Origin of the sequence: Halopenitus sp. POP-27 (assembly GCF_029889855.1) — an archaeon.
Lineage (GTDB): Archaea > Halobacteriota > Halobacteria > Halobacteriales > Haloferacaceae > Halopenitus > Halopenitus malekzadehii.
The window spans coordinates 1-15234 of sequence record NZ_JARANU010000023.1 but is presented as its reverse complement, the minus strand read 5'-3'; the positions used below and the strand labels follow the sequence as shown (position 1 = coordinate 15234).

General features: G+C 66.5%; 14 protein-coding genes and 1 tRNA gene. 12 read left to right on the top strand and 3 right to left on the bottom strand.

Going from position 1 to position 15234, the window contains the following annotated elements:
• Positions 1-90 precede the first annotated feature (90 nt).
• Positions 91-453 (top strand): hypothetical protein, encoded by a 363-nt coding sequence (locus OQF70_RS12540; protein WP_280537968.1) that lies wholly within the window; start codon positions 91-93, stop codon positions 451-453.
• Positions 454-475: 22 nt separating this feature from the next.
• Here the strand turns inward: OQF70_RS12540 and OQF70_RS12535 are convergent, their stop codons facing one another.
• Positions 476-1324, bottom strand: coding sequence for an HD domain-containing protein (locus OQF70_RS12535; RefSeq protein WP_280537967.1), 849 nt, complete (start codon positions 1322-1324; stop codon positions 476-478).
• Positions 1325-1564: 240 nt separating this feature from the next.
• On the opposite strand from OQF70_RS12535, the gene OQF70_RS12530 reads away from it, so the two are divergent.
• From OQF70_RS12530 to OQF70_RS12515, 4 genes are all read left to right on the top strand, one after another.
• Positions 1565-2383 carry an enoyl-CoA hydratase/isomerase family protein gene (locus OQF70_RS12530; protein WP_280537966.1) on the top strand — a complete coding sequence of 273 codons (819 nt, stop codon included), beginning with the start codon at positions 1565-1567 and terminating at the stop codon, positions 2381-2383.
• 5 nt (positions 2384-2388) lie between these two features.
• Positions 2389-3156 carry a glucose 1-dehydrogenase gene (locus OQF70_RS12525; protein ID WP_280537965.1) on the top strand — a complete coding sequence of 256 codons (768 nt, stop codon included), beginning with the start codon at positions 2389-2391 and terminating at the stop codon, positions 3154-3156.
• Between the two features lie 72 nt (positions 3157-3228).
• Positions 3229-3552, top strand: a complete 324-nt coding sequence (gene tatA / locus OQF70_RS12520; protein WP_280537964.1) for a twin-arginine translocase TatA/TatE family subunit — start codon at positions 3229-3231, stop codon at positions 3550-3552.
• A gap of 78 nt (positions 3553-3630) precedes the next feature.
• A tRNA-Arg gene (locus OQF70_RS12515) sits at positions 3631-3703 on the top strand.
• A gap of 181 nt (positions 3704-3884) precedes the next feature.
• Here the strand turns inward: OQF70_RS12515 and OQF70_RS12510 are convergent.
• Entirely contained in the window at positions 3885-4577 is a 693-nt protein-coding gene (locus OQF70_RS12510; protein WP_280537963.1) for a DUF1405 domain-containing protein, read from the bottom strand.
• 210 nt (positions 4578-4787) lie between these two features.
• Here OQF70_RS12510 and OQF70_RS12505 point away from each other — a divergent pair, with 210 nt between their 5' ends.
• The 7 genes from OQF70_RS12505 (at position 4788) to OQF70_RS12475 (ending at position 14392) form a co-directional block, all read left to right on the top strand.
• Positions 4788-7850, top strand: a complete 3063-nt coding sequence (locus tag OQF70_RS12505) for an ATPase, T2SS/T4P/T4SS family (protein ID WP_280537962.1) — start codon at positions 4788-4790, stop codon at positions 7848-7850.
• Positions 7851-7908: 58 nt separating this feature from the next.
• Entirely contained in the window at positions 7909-9942 is a 2034-nt protein-coding gene (locus tag OQF70_RS12500; RefSeq protein WP_280537961.1) for a type II secretion system F family protein, read from the top strand.
• Positions 9943-9947: 5 nt separating this feature from the next.
• Positions 9948-10535, top strand: coding sequence for a hypothetical protein (locus OQF70_RS12495; RefSeq protein WP_280537959.1), 588 nt, complete (start codon positions 9948-9950; stop codon positions 10533-10535).
• A complete protein-coding gene (locus OQF70_RS12490) occupies positions 10535-11203 on the top strand; it encodes a hypothetical protein (protein ID WP_280537958.1) in 669 nt (222 codons plus the stop codon). The genes OQF70_RS12495 and OQF70_RS12490 overlap by 1 nt, the downstream gene beginning before the upstream one ends.
• Positions 11191-12225, top strand: a complete 1035-nt coding sequence (locus OQF70_RS12485; RefSeq protein ID WP_280537956.1) for a hypothetical protein — start codon at positions 11191-11193, stop codon at positions 12223-12225. Before OQF70_RS12490 ends, OQF70_RS12485 begins: the two co-directional genes overlap by 13 nt.
• Positions 12215-12760, top strand: a complete 546-nt coding sequence (locus tag OQF70_RS12480) for a hypothetical protein (RefSeq protein WP_280537955.1) — start codon at positions 12215-12217, stop codon at positions 12758-12760. Before OQF70_RS12485 ends, OQF70_RS12480 begins: the two co-directional genes overlap by 11 nt.
• Before the next feature lie 120 nt (positions 12761-12880).
• Complete coding sequence (locus OQF70_RS12475; RefSeq protein ID WP_280537954.1) at positions 12881-14392, top strand: hypothetical protein; 1512 nt, start codon at positions 12881-12883, stop codon at positions 14390-14392.
• Positions 14393-14397: 5 nt separating this feature from the next.
• Here the strand turns inward: OQF70_RS12475 and OQF70_RS12470 are convergent, their stop codons facing one another.
• Positions 14398-15147 carry a hypothetical protein gene (locus OQF70_RS12470; RefSeq protein WP_280537953.1) on the bottom strand — a complete coding sequence of 250 codons (750 nt, stop codon included), beginning with the start codon at positions 15145-15147 and terminating at the stop codon, positions 14398-14400.
• Positions 15148-15234 lie beyond the last annotated feature (87 nt).

Below are 15234 nucleotides of genomic sequence, written 5' to 3'. Positions count from 1 at the left end.
CCGAGACCATCGGGCTCCTCGAGCGATCAGCGGGAACGGCCTCGACACGGCGTCGTCGGATTTTTATCGGCCTCGACCGTGTTCACGACCGTGCCGGATCGCCGCCCACGGACCGACGAGCCCGACGCCGACGACCGCTGGGGTCGCCGGCTTCGGGTCGCAGTCCTCGTCTTTCTGGTCGGCGTGAGCGCGGACATCGTCACGACCTACGTCGCGATCACGTTCGGGCCGTTCGTGGAGGGGTCTCCGGTCGGCCGAGTCCTCATCGACCGCTACGGGCTGGTTCGCGGGATGATCGCCACCAAGGTGGCGGGGATGGTGCTCATCGCGATCCCGGTCGCGATCGCGAAGCGGAATCGGACCGTCGTGGTGGCGGTGATGTTCGGCGGCGTCGGCGCGATCTCGTTGCTCGCGGCCGTCCACAACCTCGTCCGGATCCTTGGCGTGGTGTGACCGATCCGGTCGGCCGATCACCTCACAGCTCGATCCGTTCGACGAGCCGGTCCTCGTCGTCGCTCTTCGTGTTGATGGCGACGATCCGAACCTGGTCCTCGAGCATCGAGTCACGGAGCTTCTCCTTCAGCAGTGAGTCGACCTGATAGACGCCGGCGGCGCTGTTCATCGTGATCTCCACCTCGACGGGGTCCTCCTCGCCGGTCGTCAGCCGGACGCGCTCGATCGCCCGCGAGGAGATGGTGTTGATCCCGCGACCGCCCTTCTCGTAGGGGATCCGGGACCGCCCACGCTCCATATCCAGCCCGTCGGCGATGCGGATGACGCCGGCCTCCCGGGTCAGCGGCGTCTCCTCGGTGTGGTGACAGAGGATCGCGTGGAGCACCTCGGCCTTGACCCGGACCGCGGTCGGAGTTTCGTACCACTCCGGAAGGAACCGGTCGAGGAGGTCCGCCGCAAGCGGGATCGAGTAGTAGGAGTGGTCATCACGGTGGACGACGTGGCCGATGTCGTGGAGCGTGGCCGCCAACGCGATCACGACCGGCTCGTCCGCCTCTTCGAGCCCCTGGTCGCTTGCGCCGTTGAAGGGTACGCCGGCCCGCTTGAGGAGGTCGTACAGCCGCAGCGCACGGTCCCTGACGATCTCGATGTGTTTGGCCCCGTGGTCGTTGTAGCCCTTCCTGGTGACGGCGTTGACGTTTTGCGCCTCGAGATACGCCTCGATCTCCGGATCCGATTCGATCGTCTCGAGCACCGCGTTCACCCGCTCGTCCGGAAACGCGTGGTCGGCCGTCGGGTCGTACGCCCGTCGCGACTCGTCGACGTCGGTCTCGACGTCCCCGGTCGTGGGATCGCCGTCGTCGATGTCCATCGTTCGATGCTGCGGAGGCGACCGGCTTAAAAGCCATCGACCGCCACGGCCTCTCCCGCGGGGACCGGCCATCGACCGACTGCGAACCGGCTGTTAGCGATTGTGTGTGCCTACGACCACCGTGTCGACAGTTGACTTTCACCGCGGTGATTATATCCAATCAAAGTATATGGACATATATGTAATATTTATAAATGATCATCGAAAATCATTAATAATATCTCGGACTCCGTTCACACGATGTCGGAGCCCGACTACGACGCGATCGCCTGGTCGTTCGACGAGGACACCGGCGTTGGACGCATCGAACTCGATCGCCCGGACGCGATGAACGCGATCAATGACCGAATGCAGCGGGAGCTCATCGAGGGCTTCCGACGGTTTCGGCGGCTTGAGGAGGATCGAACCGGCGTGGCCGTTCGTGCGATCGTCGTCTCGGGTGCCGGCGACCGGGCGTTCAGCACCGGGCTCGACGTCGGTGAGATGCAGTCGATCACCGACTACGGCGAGAAGAAGCGGATCCCGGACGGGTTCCACGAGATGGCGGAGACGATCGAACGGTGTGAGCCGCCCGTGATCGCGCGGATCGATGGACTCTGTCTGGGCGGCGGGTTGGAGATCGCGCTCGCGTCCGACTTCCGGCTGGCCAGCAAGCGGAGTTCGTTCGGCCAACCCGAGGTCAACTTCGGGGTCCTACCCGGCGGTGGCGGCGCCCAGCGGCTGTCGATGATCGTCGGCGTCAGCCGCGCGAAGGAGCTGTGTATGACCGGCGAGCAGATCGACGCCGAGCAGGCCGCATCGGAGGGGATCATCGATCACGTCCATCCGGCCGCGGACCTGACCGAGGAGGTGGAGTCGTTCGTCGAGTCGATCGTCGACAAGCCGCCCCTTGCGGTTCGAACGATCAAGGAGGCCGCCGACCGCACCCGCGAGGTCGGCTTCGAGGAGGCCCTGCAGTACGGCAACCGGGCGTGGCTGTCGCTGTCACAGACGCGCGATTACGACCGCGCCGTCGAGGCGTTCGGAACCGACGCCGACGTCGAGTGGGAGGGACGGTAGCGCCGATGCTCGAGGCCTTCGAGGACGCACTCGACTTCTCCGAGCAGGTCGTCTGTGTCACGGGCGCTGCACAGGGGATCGGCGAGACCGTGGCGGCGTCGTTCGCCGAGGCGGGCGCGTCGGTCGTCGTCGCCGACATCGACGCCGACGCCGCCGCGACGACGGCCGAGGCGATCGGAGCGGCACACGGCACCGAGACGCTCGCGGTCGGGGTCGACGTCTCGGACAGCGACGAGGCCCGCGCGATGGTTGAGACGGCGGTCGCGGAGCTCGGCGGTCTGGACGTCCTCGTCAACAACGCGGGCGTCGCGGGCGCACAGCGCTTCCGCGAGTCCGAGCCCGAGGACTGGGATCGAAAGATCGGCGTCTCCCTCTACGGGACGTTGAACTGTACCTCCGCCGCGTTGCCGGAGTTGGTCGATCGCTCGGGCGTCGTCATCAACTACGCGAGCTCGTCCTATCGCGGGAACGACCCCGGCCTCGCCGTCTACGGCGCCGCCAAGGCGGCCAACCGGTCGTTCACCAAGACCCTCGCCAAGGAGGTCGGCGGCGACGGCGTCCGCGTGAATTGTGTCTGTCCCGGCACCGTTCGCACCCCCGCGACCGAGGCGTTCGTCGAGCAGTACGCCGACGAGTTGCCGGAGTCGTACGCGCTCGACCGGATCGGCGAACCGGCGGACGTCGCGGCGGCCGTCGTCTTCCTGGCGAGCGACGCCGCCGCGTGGATAACCGGCGAGACGCTCCACGTCGACGGCGGCTACAGTCGCCGATAGCCGGATCGGGGATCGCCGACGGGGTCGAAAGGCAAAAGGCATATAATAATTACCGGGCAACTCCGAGGTGAGATGGTACCTTCGATCCCACTGTTCGGCCCGCTTCCCGTCGGTCCCGAACTCCTCATCATCCTGCTCGTTCTCGTGTTGCTGTTCGGCGCGAACAAGATCCCCAAACTCGCCCGCTCGACCGGCCAAGCGATGGGCGAGTTCAAGAAGGGACGCGAGGAGATCGAGGAAGAGCTCAACGAGATGCAGGACGATGAGGACGAGACGACGACTGACGGCTCGACCGACACGGACACGTCCGCCGACGAGACGTCCACCGAGACGTCCTCGAACGCGACCGACGAGGAGGATTCGACCGAGACCGAAACCGAATCGTCGTCGAAATAACCCTCAGCGACCGTCCGGCGAACTCCACCACCGACGCATCGCCGACGACCGGGCCGGCGATCGACGACCGTTTCTCGTGGACGCGTGGCCTAGTGGACAGGGCGAGAGGTTCCTAACCTCTCGATCGCGGGTTCGAATCCCGCCGCGTCCGCTCGTTCACTTCGTTCACTCGCGGACGCGGCTGAGTCCCCCTCGCTCACACGGTTCGCTCGCGGGACTCCCGCCGCGTCCGCTCGCCCACGGATACTGAACTCTCGTCGAGAACTTCCGTCACATCCACTTTCCCACGAAAACGCATCCGATCGTGGGAACTCGCCGAGGTCCGCACACCATCACTCCTCGAGCCGGCGGAACGATCGGCTCGCGAGGACGACCGCGGCGACGCCGATGACGACGGTCGCGACCGGAACCACGACGCCGGGGTCGTATCGAACCGGCGGGTGATAACCGACCCCGTAATCGACGACGTCGCCGAGAAGCGACAGTCCGAGCGCCAGCCCCAACGCGCCCCGAGTGGTTCGGCCGACCGCGGGGAGCAGGAGCGCCAGCGCGACGAACAGCAGATGCGTTATCAGGATCCCCCAGTAGGACACCAGCGCGTCGGGAGTTCCCAGATAGCGTTCGGGGTGGACGTTCAACGCGACGAGCGGCCAGAGTCCGTATTTGACGAGCCACACGAACGCGAGCGTCTGCAGGTACGCAAGCGGTCGGTTGGTCGGCGTCTCCCGTGCCGACCGGCCGGAGCCGACGGTCGGCAGCAGCGCGACGAGCGCGAGCATCGCGAGTGCGATCGCCGTCGGCGAGTCGGCATACAGCGGCCACAGCAGCGTCGGAACGTCAGGCATCGTCGCGACGTAGTAGCGGCCGCCGACCAGCACGCCGATCGCACAGATCCCGAGCGTCGTCAGCAGACTCCGCGTGTCCCCGAGGAACTCCTCGGCGGCCCGATCACGGATCCGCCGCCGGACCGCCGGATCGAACAGGGCAACGACGGAGACGCCGGGGACGCGGTCCGAGCGGGTCACGACCAGTCCTCCGAGGTGCCGGTGGAAAAACCTCGCGCCCGATTCGACGGTCGCTGATGCTTCGGCGGTCGCTGATGCTTCGGCGGTCGCTGTCGCCTCTCCGCCGAAACCGGACGAAACGCGTCACACCGTCGAACGCGGCCGTAACGAGTTGGTTCACTGACTCGTTTGGAGGAAGCCTTTTTGCCTCTGCCGGAACTGGTGCGGGTAATGGCTGAGCACGCCGACGGCGAGGGGGAGCCGTCCGATGCCGAGCGAGGCCGCGGGGGGACCGACACGGGGGACGGGGCGGAGATCCAACCGGCCGACCTCTCGGCCCGGATCACGGTTGCCGCTGCCGCCGGCAAGACGCTTCACGACCGCTGTGCCGATCGGTACGACCTCTCGACGGTCCCGGTCGCGAAGGGGTATTACACGTGGGCGGACTACGCGCGGGAATACGGACCCGACGGAGCCGGTGACGCGTCCGGCACTGCGGGTGTCGGGGACGCTGATGGGGACAGAGACGCTGACGTGGACAGAGACGCTGACGGGGACGAGAGCAGGGATGCCAAGGGAGTCGATCGGACCGCCGCGCTCGGGTTCGATCCCGATGCGCTCGACGGATTGCTCTCCGCCGGGGGCGCCCTCGCCGAGGGGCTCTCGGCGGCGGTGGAGACGCGAACGGTCTCGATCGCCGAGGACCTCGCCGAGGACGACTTCTTCAGCACCGACGAGGGCGCCACCACGCTCGTCAACCGGTACGACCTGGAGAAGGCGGTTCCTGCCGCCAAGAAATCGCACTTCCGCGAGGTCGAACGCTACTGGGTGAACAAGCCGTACGCGTTCGTCATCATCTTCCACTCGACGAAGGAGAACGAGAAGAAGTACTACGCGATCCAGCCGTATCGCACCGAGATCGAGGCGGAGATCAACGACTATCTGACCGGCAAACTGCGCACGTCGATCAAGTACGCCGACGAGTCGATCGCCGGCGGCGACGAGGCCGAACGGAAGACGGTGATCGCCGAGGAGACCTATCGGCTGCTCGACCGGTACGATCTGTACACCCGCGAGTCCGGTTCGAGCCCGATCGCCGAGGCGTTCGACCGGTTCGGGTTCGAGCCGACCGACGGGATCACGGGGCGGATCGCCCAGGCGCTCGGGTACGAACCGCGTGAGTCACGTGGTCAGGGGGATCTCGACGGGATCGCCGCGCGCCCCGAACCCGCCGTCCTCGAGGAGGACGCCGAGACGCTCACCGAGTACCAGGTCGAGAAGCTGTTGTACTACCTCAAGCGGGATTTCATCGGCTACGAACGGATCGACCCGATCAAATACGACATCAACGTCGAGGACATCTCCTGTGACGGCTACGACTCGCCGGTGTTCGTCTACCACTCCGGGTACGAACAGATCATCTCGAACGTTCACCACGGAACGACCGAGCTCGACGATTTCGTCGTCAAGCTCGCACAGCGGTCGGGGAAGGGGATCTCAAAGCGATCGCCGCAGGTCGACTGTACGCTGCCGGACGGGTCACGGGCGCAACTCACCCTCGGGAAGGAGGTCTCCGACCACGGGACGAACTACACCATCCGGCAGTTCAAGGACGTCCCCTTCACCCCGGTCGACCTCGTCAACTGGAACACCTTCTCGCTCGACGAGATGGCCTTCCTGTGGCTGTGTATCGAGAACCACAAGTCGCTCATCTTCGCCGGCGGGACTGCCTCCGGAAAGACGACGAGCCTGAACGCGGTCTCGCTTTTCATCCCCTCGAACTCGAAGATCGTCTCGATCGAGGACACTCGCGAGGTGGAGTTGCCCCAGCGCAACTGGATCGCCTCCGTCACACGCCCCTCCTTCAGCGACGACGACAAGGGTGACGTCGACGAGTTCGACCTCCTCGAGGCCGCGCTCCGTCAGCGTCCGGACTACATCGTGATGGGCGAGATCCGCGGCGAGGAGGGGCGGACGGCGTTTCAGGTGATGTCCACGGGCCACACGACGTATACCACCTTCCACGCCGACTCGGTCGGCGAGGTGCTCAAGCGGTTCACCACCGACCCGATCAACGTCTCGAAGACGATGTTCACGGCGCTGGATCTGGTCTCGGTGCAGTCGTCGACCCGCGTCAAGGGGCGGAAGGTTCGACGGAACAAATCCCTCACCGAGATCAACCACTATGACGCCGAGAACGACGAGATCAACGTCCAGGACATCTACCAGTGGCAGGCGGAGACCGACGAGTTCCTCCAGCTCGGCGAGTCGAACACGCTTCGGGAGATCACCTTCGATCGCGGATGGGATCGGGAGACGCTGGAGGCGGAGATGTTCAAACGCCGGGTGGTTCTGGCGTACCTGATCGACCGCGGGCTCAACACCTACGCGGAGGTGGCCGCCACCTTCCAGGCATTTATCAACGACCCCGAGACGATCCTCGCGTTGATGGCCAACGACGGCCTCCGTCGATCGCTTGAGGACCTCCGGGAGATGGAGTCGGTCCAGATCAACGTCGATCCCGCAACCGAGGCGATGGTGCCGCGTCCCGACCCCGACGAGAGCGGCCGCGAGGAGGCGGCCGGGATCCTCGAGGATGCCGAGGACCTGTTCGCGGAGTACCGCGGCACCGTTCCCGACTCGGTCGCCGACGCGATCGTCGACGTGCCGGCCGCATCGGACGTCGAGGCGGAGCCGGCGGCCGACCGGTCGACGCTTCGCACCATCGCGGCCGATGCCGGAACGGGGGACGACGAGATCGACGCCGCCGAAGCCACCGCCGGTGACGCCGATGCCGACACCAGTATCGACCCACCCGTCGAGGGTGATGTGGACGCGGACGTCGGTGATGAACGTGATCCACTGGATGTGGAGTCGTCCGAGACGGACCAACCGCGCGCGTCCGGTCGCTCCACCGAACCGGAGACGGAAGCGTCCTCAGGCCCTGAGACGGAAGCGCCCGCCGAACCGGAGACGGAAGCGTCCCCCGAACCGGAAGCGGAGACGGACGAGCAACTGTCACTCCGATCGCCGGCCCCACCGATGGATGATGGATCGCGGGATGCCCCTCCGGATGCTGCCGATACCGAAAGCCGCGAGCCGACCGATCGGCCTCCCGAGGCCGATCCGGGCGGGCGCGACGGTCTGACGGACGGTGACACGGCTGGAGAAAACGACCGAGACGAGGCAAAGCCGGCCGAGCAGGACGAACCGACGGCCGAGCAGGACGAATCGACGGTCGAGATCGACGAATGGGGGTTCGGCCCGATCGAGGACGACGGGTCAGGGGAGTGACCACCGTGTCGCGATCACGCACCGTCCCGCTCGATCGGTCACGGGGAGGCACGGACCGATGAGCGTCTCCGGACCGGAAGGCACGACCGGCGGAATGGACCTGCTGGGGGTCGCGTTCTACCCGGTCTTTCAACTGCTGTTCGACCCCGACGGCGACTTCCTCGCGGACATCGAGGCGAAGCTGACCGAGGCGCGGATGACCGACATGGTCGAGTTGTTCGTCTCGAAGGCGCTCGCGATCGGGCTGATCACCGGCCTCGTGCTCTGGGTGCTGGGGTCGTTCGGAAGCTACACCGCCTTCGCCGTCGGGCTCGTCGACCCGAACGCGCTTCGACTCGGAATCCCCGTTCCGGACCCGGAGCTTGCGGCGTTTTTGCGGTCGCTTGCCGTCCCGACCGCGGTGTTCATCGCCGGGCTCGTCTTCGGAACGATCGGGTTCGCGATCGGGTTTGGAAGCCTCCTCGTCGTTCCGTACTCGCGGTCGTCGGCACGGGAGCGGGAGATCGATATGCTGCTTGCCGACTCGGTGTCGTTCATGTACGCGCTCTCGGTCGGCGGGCTCAACCAGCTCGAGATCCTTCGCGCGATGGCGGCCGCCGAGGACACCTACGGCGAAGTCTCACGGGAGTTTCAAAGCATCGTCAACGAGACCGAGTATTTCGGCACCGACTACCGGAACGCGATCCGGAAACAGTCGATGGAGACGCCCTCCGAGGAGCTGTCGCAGTTCCTCACCGATATGCTCTCGATCGTCAACTCCGGCGGGGATATGGAACGGTTCCTGAGCGACAAAAAGGAGAAGCACCTCCGAACGGCCAAACAACAACAGGAGATGACCCTCGAGACGCTCGAGCTGTTCGGCGAGATGTACATGACGCTCTCGCTGTTCCCGCTGTTGCTCATCATCATCCTCGTCATCATGGGGATGATGGGCGACTCCGACGACCGATTGCTGTACGCGACGGTCTACCTGCTCATCCCGCTGACCGGCGTGGGGTTCCTCGTGCTCGTCTCGACGGTGAAACAGGACGAGCCCGGCGACGGCTATCTCCGGCCGACCGACAGCAGCGACCGCCTCGAGACCGAGAGCAAGGAGGGCCTGATCCATCTCGGACTCGTCGAGGGGTTCGTCGGTCGGTACACGGTGTTCGACCGTATCAAGGGACGCGAGGGGACCCACAAGACGCTGGAGCTGCTCAAACAGCCACACCTGTTCTTCAAGCGGAACCCGCTGTACACCCTGGTGTTGACGATCCCCGCATCGCTGGTGCTCGTCGCGAACGCCGTCGTGCTGGGCGCGGCGCCGACGACCGTCGGCGCCTGGGTCGCCCGGCCGATCTGGAGCACCGTCATCTGGGTGTACCTCCCGCTGTATCTCACCCTCGTTCCGTTGGCGTTCTTCCACGAGTGGCACGAGCGGTCACGGACGGCGATCGTCGGCAAGCTCTCGGAGAACCTCCGGAAACTCTCCTCGGCCAACGACACGGGCCAAACCCTCCTCGAGTCGATCCGGACGGTCTCGGAGACCTCCTCGGGCAAGCTCGCCGACGAGTTCGACGTGATGTACGCGAAGGTCAACTACGGAATGAGTCTCCGGGAGGCGCTCATCGAGTTCAACAACAAGTACCACATTCCCCGACTCGCCCGGACGGTCAAGCTGATCTCGGAGGCACAGGAGGCGTCCTCACAGATCACGGACGTCTTGACGACCGCCGCGCAGGCCTCCGAGAACCAGGACGACATCGATCGCGAGCGAAAGTCCCGGACCCGGATGCAGGTGGCGATCATCCTGATGACCTACGTGACGCTGTTGGGCGTGATGGCCATCCTCCAGACGCAGTTCATCGACGTGATGGCCGAGCTCGTCGACTCCGGCGGCGACGCCGGCGGGAGCCAGGCGGGCGACATGAACTTCGGCGGCGGGGTCGATCCCGCGCTCCTGTCGCTGCTGTTCTTCCACGCCGTGACGATCCAGGCGATTCTGTCGGGATTCATCAGCGGGTACATCCGGAACGCCGACATCATCTCCGGGGTCAAGTTCGTGATCGTGCTGTTGAGCATCGCTCTGGGAACGTGGATCTACGTGGGGTGATCGGGATGGGCCGCACCCACACACGGACGGAGGCGGATCCCGTGGAGATGGCTCCCGGAGACACGCCGTCGGATCCCCGATCGACGACGGGAACCGGGACGACGCGTGCCCAGACGACGCTCGATTTCGCGATCGGCGCAAGCGTGTTCCTCGTCGTCGTGTTGTTCGTCGTCGCGTTCGTCCCCGCGACGCTGACCCCGTTCGAATCGGTCGAACCGATGACCGCGGCCGACCGGTTCGGGGACACGCTCGCGGGCGATCAGCTGGGCCATCCCGCGTCGGAAAACCGACTGAATGCGACGTGTACTGCTGCGTTCTTCCGCCAGCTTCGAACCGATACGCCGACGGGCGCAGACTGTCGGTTCCCGGCCGGCGCCACGACGCCCGCCGACGTGGTGGCGACCGATCGGCGGGTCAACGTGACGATCCACCCGCGGAGCCCGTCCGAATCGCCCGTCGAGTGGACCGACGATGCGGGGACCGTCACCCTGGCGGCGGGACCGGCCCCCGACGGGACCGAAGCCGTCACCGTCGCCCAGCGTGTCGTCCTGCTCGAGGACCGAACCTACCGTCTGGTGGTGAGGGTGTGGTGATGACGGAACGTGACCCACCGCCGTCGGCTCCCGCCGCCGGCACCGACGGCACCCGAGCGCAAGCCCACACCCTCGAGGCGGTCGCCGCCTCGATCGTGTTGCTCTCGGCGATCGTCTTCGCGCTGCAGGTGACCGCCGTGACGCCGCTATCCGGGAGCACCTCCAATCAGCACATCGAGACCCAACAGGCCGAGATGGCGGAGGGACTCCTGTCGGGTGAGGCCGAGAACGGGTCGTTACGACGTGCGGTGCTGTACTACAACGCTTCAGGAAACCGGTTCCACGACGCCGCGGGAGCCAGGGGTGAGTACGAGGGGCGCGTCCCGACCGGGCCGGACCCGCCGCGGTTCGTCCTCGGCACGGCGCTCTCCGAAACGTTCCTCGAGCGCGGGATCGCGGTGAACGTGAACCTCTATCATCTCGATGGCGGCGATCGACGCCGACAACCCCTGATCGAGCTCGGCACCCCGAGCGACCACGCCGCGACGGCGACCCGGCAGGTGACGCTGTTCGACGACGACGAACTCCGGGACGACCACGGCGATCCGACCGGCGAAACGCTCGGATCGGTCGCGACCGACTCCGACCGGGAGTATTTCGCCGGGAACGAGTTCGATTCGCCCGTCTACAACGTGGTCGAGGTGGAGGTGGTCGTATGGCGGACGTGAGCGCCCGCGGTTCGCGGACCGTCCGGGGCTCCGAAACGGACGTCGACCGTGCCCAGCTGTTTCTCGTCGCCGCGATCGTGCTCGCCGTCCTGTTCGTCGCCCTCGCGGCGCTGTTGAACACCGTCATCTATACCGGCACGATCGCGGCCCGCGATACGGGGGCTGACACCGGAACGGCGATCGAGTACCACGGGACCGCGGAGACGACCGGCCACCGGCTCCTCACGACGGTAAACGACAACGACGGGACGGCCGACGTCGGGAATCTGACGGACGCCTACCGGGACGGGATCGACGCGTTCGCGAACGGAACCATCCATCGCGCGGCCAGACACGGGACGGTCCTCACGGTGACCAACCGGACGGTGACGGGCGGATCTCGCATCCGGAGCGACGACGGCCAATTCACCACGACGGACGGAACCGCGAACTGGACGCTCGCGGCGGACGTTCGGGTCCGAAACTACACGATCGAGGCGACCCCGACCACGACGATCGAGCCCGGCAACGTCGACCCCGTGAACGTCACGGACACCTTTTTCGTCACGGTCGATGGCGGGGCGACCCACGCTCTCCATCTGTACGCCGACGCCGACGCCGCGGATCGTGCGTGTGTGGTCGCTCGCGACGTGGACGCTGGGACTCTCGGCGATCCGGTCTGTGTCGACGACGGAACGGTCGTCCTCGACGTCACTAACGGGACGATCGCACCCGCTAGCGACCCGGCGGACACGAACGCGGTGGACGTGTCGTTCTTCGGGGACGTCGGTCCCGGGCACGCGATCGAATACACGAACGGCGACGGGATCGAGGGGTCCTATACGCTGTTCGTCGACGATCCGCCGGGATCGCTCAGCCACGATCCCTCGAACGCCTATGCGTCGCCCGAATCCGGCGACGACCCAACCGACGAGGCGGCGGTCTATGGCGCCGCATACGACGTTCGATACCGCTCCGAACGGCTCCGGTACGAGTCGTCGATTCGGGTCGCACCGAGGGAGGCCCCGTACGATGCGTCCTGACCGGATCCGGGGCGGAGCGAGACACGCACACGGACGAACGGACGCTCGACTCACCGCGGACGACCGCGGCGTCTCGACGGTAGTCGGCTACGTCCTCGGGCTCATCATCGCGTCGCTGCTCGTCTCGGGACTGTTCATCGCCGGCGGTGACTTGCTCACAAACCAGCAGGAGACGACCACCAGAACCGGCATCGAGGTCGCCGGCGACCGGATCGCAACCGGGTACGCCGACGCCGATCGGCTGGTCGAATCCGGATCGGTCGCGTCCGACTCACCGCCGACCGTCGCGGTCGCCGTGCCCGTCCGGTCGCGGATCGCGAACGACGGCTACGTGGTTACGGTCGACGGCGGAGGCGGCGGCGATCCGCCCTACACGACGACGATCACCCTCGAGAACACCGGCGGGTCAGTCACGCACACGGTGCGGGTACGAACGCACACGCCAGTCGTCGACGAATCGGTGACGAGCGGGCGGATGGTGATCCGGTACGTTGACGGCGTCGGGCTCCGGATCGAGTCCGGACGGCTCGGGTGAACGACGCCGAGTGATTCGCCCCGAGACCATCGTCACAGGGCCGTACGAGGTCGTCACGGCGTGCGCACTCTCGGTCACGCCGTGCGTACCCTTATGAACGAGCGGGATGTATCGATGGCTATGAGGCGCGATCGCGGGGGGATCGGCAGGGGGGTTTGCGGAGGGATCGGCGGGACCGATCGCGGAGCGACCGCGCCGATCGGCGTGATCCTCCTCATCGGAATCACGCTCCTCGGCACGCTCACCGTCGTCACGCTCGGCTCGGCCGCGATCACGGACACGCAGACGACCGCCGACATCCAGCGCGGCGAGCACGTGATGACGGAGTTCGCCTCGACGGCCTCGATGGCCGCGCTTGGTGAGACCGGGACCCAGTCGATGTCGACCGGGGGCGGCGAGGGGACGATGACCGTCGATGAGGACGCCGGCCGAATGCACGTCTGGCACCTCAACGCGAGCGGGGACGGCAACGCCGAGGAGCTCACCGACGGCACGAGTACGCTCGGGGCGGTGACCTACCGGAACGGGGAGCGAACCGTGGCGTTCCAGGGCGGCGGCGTCTGGCGGCTCGATGATGGATCGCCCGCCCGGATGGTCTCACCGCCGCAGTTTCACTACCGCGGCGCGACGTTGACCTTGCCGATCGTCTCGGTGAACGCCGGTGAGACCGTCGCAAGCGGCGGGCCCTCTCGAGTACGGCTGTCGGCGAGCGGGTCGACCCGCGTCTTCCCGGCCCCCGCCGATCCCGACTCACGCAACCCGGTGACGAACGGCTCCGTCGTCGCCGTCGTCGAGAGCGAGTACCACGAGGGATGGCGCGAGTACTTCGAGCGGCGGACGACGGGCAGCGTCGTCGAGCCGAGCGACGTTCCCGCCGAGATGACCGCGGACGTGGACACGGACACCGCCGTGATCCTCGAACTTGAGGCCGTCAGCGGCGGCGGCGTCTTCGAGTGGCCCGGCGACGGCGGGTCGATCCCGATCCGTGGGTTGGCCGGGGCTGACGCGCTCGCCGACTTCAGTACCGAAGTGGCCATCGAGAACCCGAACAACGCGTGGGTGAGCTTTCACGGGCGAAACGGTGACCGGACCGTCGAAGCGTTCCTCGATTTCGACAGCGGCCAGGGAAAATCGACGCCCGTCTGTGAGGCGACGTTCGACGCCCACGTCCTCTACGGCGACGGCGAGACCACTCATCACTGGGTCCGAACCGACGCCAACGGGACCCAATCCGGAAACGAGTTCACCGATTGTAGCGCTGACGACGACCTGATCGTCGATTTCACCAGCACGGAGCCGTTCACCTACACCACCGCGGCGGCACCGGACGACACCGTCTACGAGTGGGGATCGGTGAACGAATCGGCGACGATCGTCAACACGGACGGCGACAACGTAACCAAAAGCGACGGCGAGACGCTCGATGTCGAGGAGTTCATCGGCTATTACGTGGGGGAACTCGGGCCGACCTTCGAACTCGAGGTCGAGTACGCGACCGGCGGCAACGGCGAGGGGAACCAACTCGAGGGAGACTCCTCCTCGCTCACGTTCGCGTACGAGGCGGACGGCAGCGGACAGTACATCACCTATCTCCACATCACGGAGAACGAGGTTACGGTCGAGTTCTCCTAGTGACGTCACTCGAAGGCAACCGCGATGTCGTGGTGGACGGTGCGGACGGTCTCGACCGATTCGAAGGTACAGGACACGCGATCGCGCCCGGCACCGCCGGCGTCAGCGATCGTCTCACACTCCCCTCCACGCTCGTCGTAGTGGCGGTGCCACGGCCCGGGTCGAGTCGTTGAAACGTTGAGGGTCAGATCGGTCGGTCCCTCACGAACGATCGCGTCGGGCTGCCCGCGCCGTTCGAGACGAACCTGCACGGTGCGGTCACCGCCGACCGCCGCCGTCGACCCCGTTCGGTGCCGTGTCTGGTGGACCACGAACGCCTCAGAACTCGCGATCCCGGCCGGATCTCGGAGCAGCGCCGACCCGCCGGGGTCCTCACGGATGACCGCCCCGTTGACGAGGTGGATCGCTCGGCCGCCCACGGCGACGGAGATCGGGGTGGCGTTCCAGGTGTCCGTCGTCCCGCCGGTTTCGGTCGCGAAGGTGACCGGATCCCCGATCCGCAGGCTCGCACCCGCGAGCCGTATCTGGGTCGATCGCGAGGGGGCCCCCTCGATGACGTCCGCGTGGTTCTGTGCGAGGACGTCGACGGCGCGCTCGGCGTTGCTCACACGCTCGTCGTCGCGGAGGTCCTGGAGGCCGCCGAGACCGGCCGTGAACACGATTCCGACGGAGGCGACGATGAGCGAGAAGACGAGGATGAACCCGAGTACCTCGCTTGCACCCCGGCTGTCTCCCCGATCGTCCCCCCTGCGCATACCGAACCAACCGTGTGAACGGGTAAAAGGTTGTCTGGGGATCGGCCGGCCGGGGCGGAGGGCGGGTATGGGGGGAAACGCCGGTTC

Coding starts and splice junctions, on each gene's coding strand:
- OQF70_RS12535 (WP_280537967.1), bottom strand. CDS start 1,324: ATGGACATCGACGACGGCGATCCCACGACCGGGGACGTCGAGACCGAC.
- OQF70_RS12530 (WP_280537966.1), top strand. CDS start 1,565: ATGTCGGAGCCCGACTACGACGCGATCGCCTGGTCGTTCGACGAGGAC.
- OQF70_RS12525 (WP_280537965.1), top strand. CDS start 2,389: ATGCTCGAGGCCTTCGAGGACGCACTCGACTTCTCCGAGCAGGTCGTC.
- tatA (WP_280537964.1), top strand. CDS start 3,229: ATGGTACCTTCGATCCCACTGTTCGGCCCGCTTCCCGTCGGTCCCGAA.
- OQF70_RS12505 (WP_280537962.1), top strand. CDS start 4,788: ATGGCTGAGCACGCCGACGGCGAGGGGGAGCCGTCCGATGCCGAGCGA.
- OQF70_RS12500 (WP_280537961.1), top strand. CDS start 7,909: ATGAGCGTCTCCGGACCGGAAGGCACGACCGGCGGAATGGACCTGCTG.
- OQF70_RS12495 (WP_280537959.1), top strand. CDS start 9,948: ATGGGCCGCACCCACACACGGACGGAGGCGGATCCCGTGGAGATGGCT.
- OQF70_RS12490 (WP_280537958.1), top strand. CDS start 10,535: ATGACGGAACGTGACCCACCGCCGTCGGCTCCCGCCGCCGGCACCGAC.
- OQF70_RS12485 (WP_280537956.1), top strand. CDS start 11,191: ATGGCGGACGTGAGCGCCCGCGGTTCGCGGACCGTCCGGGGCTCCGAA.
- OQF70_RS12480 (WP_280537955.1), top strand. CDS start 12,215: ATGCGTCCTGACCGGATCCGGGGCGGAGCGAGACACGCACACGGACGA.
- OQF70_RS12475 (WP_280537954.1), top strand. CDS start 12,881: ATGAGGCGCGATCGCGGGGGGATCGGCAGGGGGGTTTGCGGAGGGATC.
- OQF70_RS12470 (WP_280537953.1), bottom strand. CDS start 15,147: ATGCGCAGGGGGGACGATCGGGGAGACAGCCGGGGTGCAAGCGAGGTA.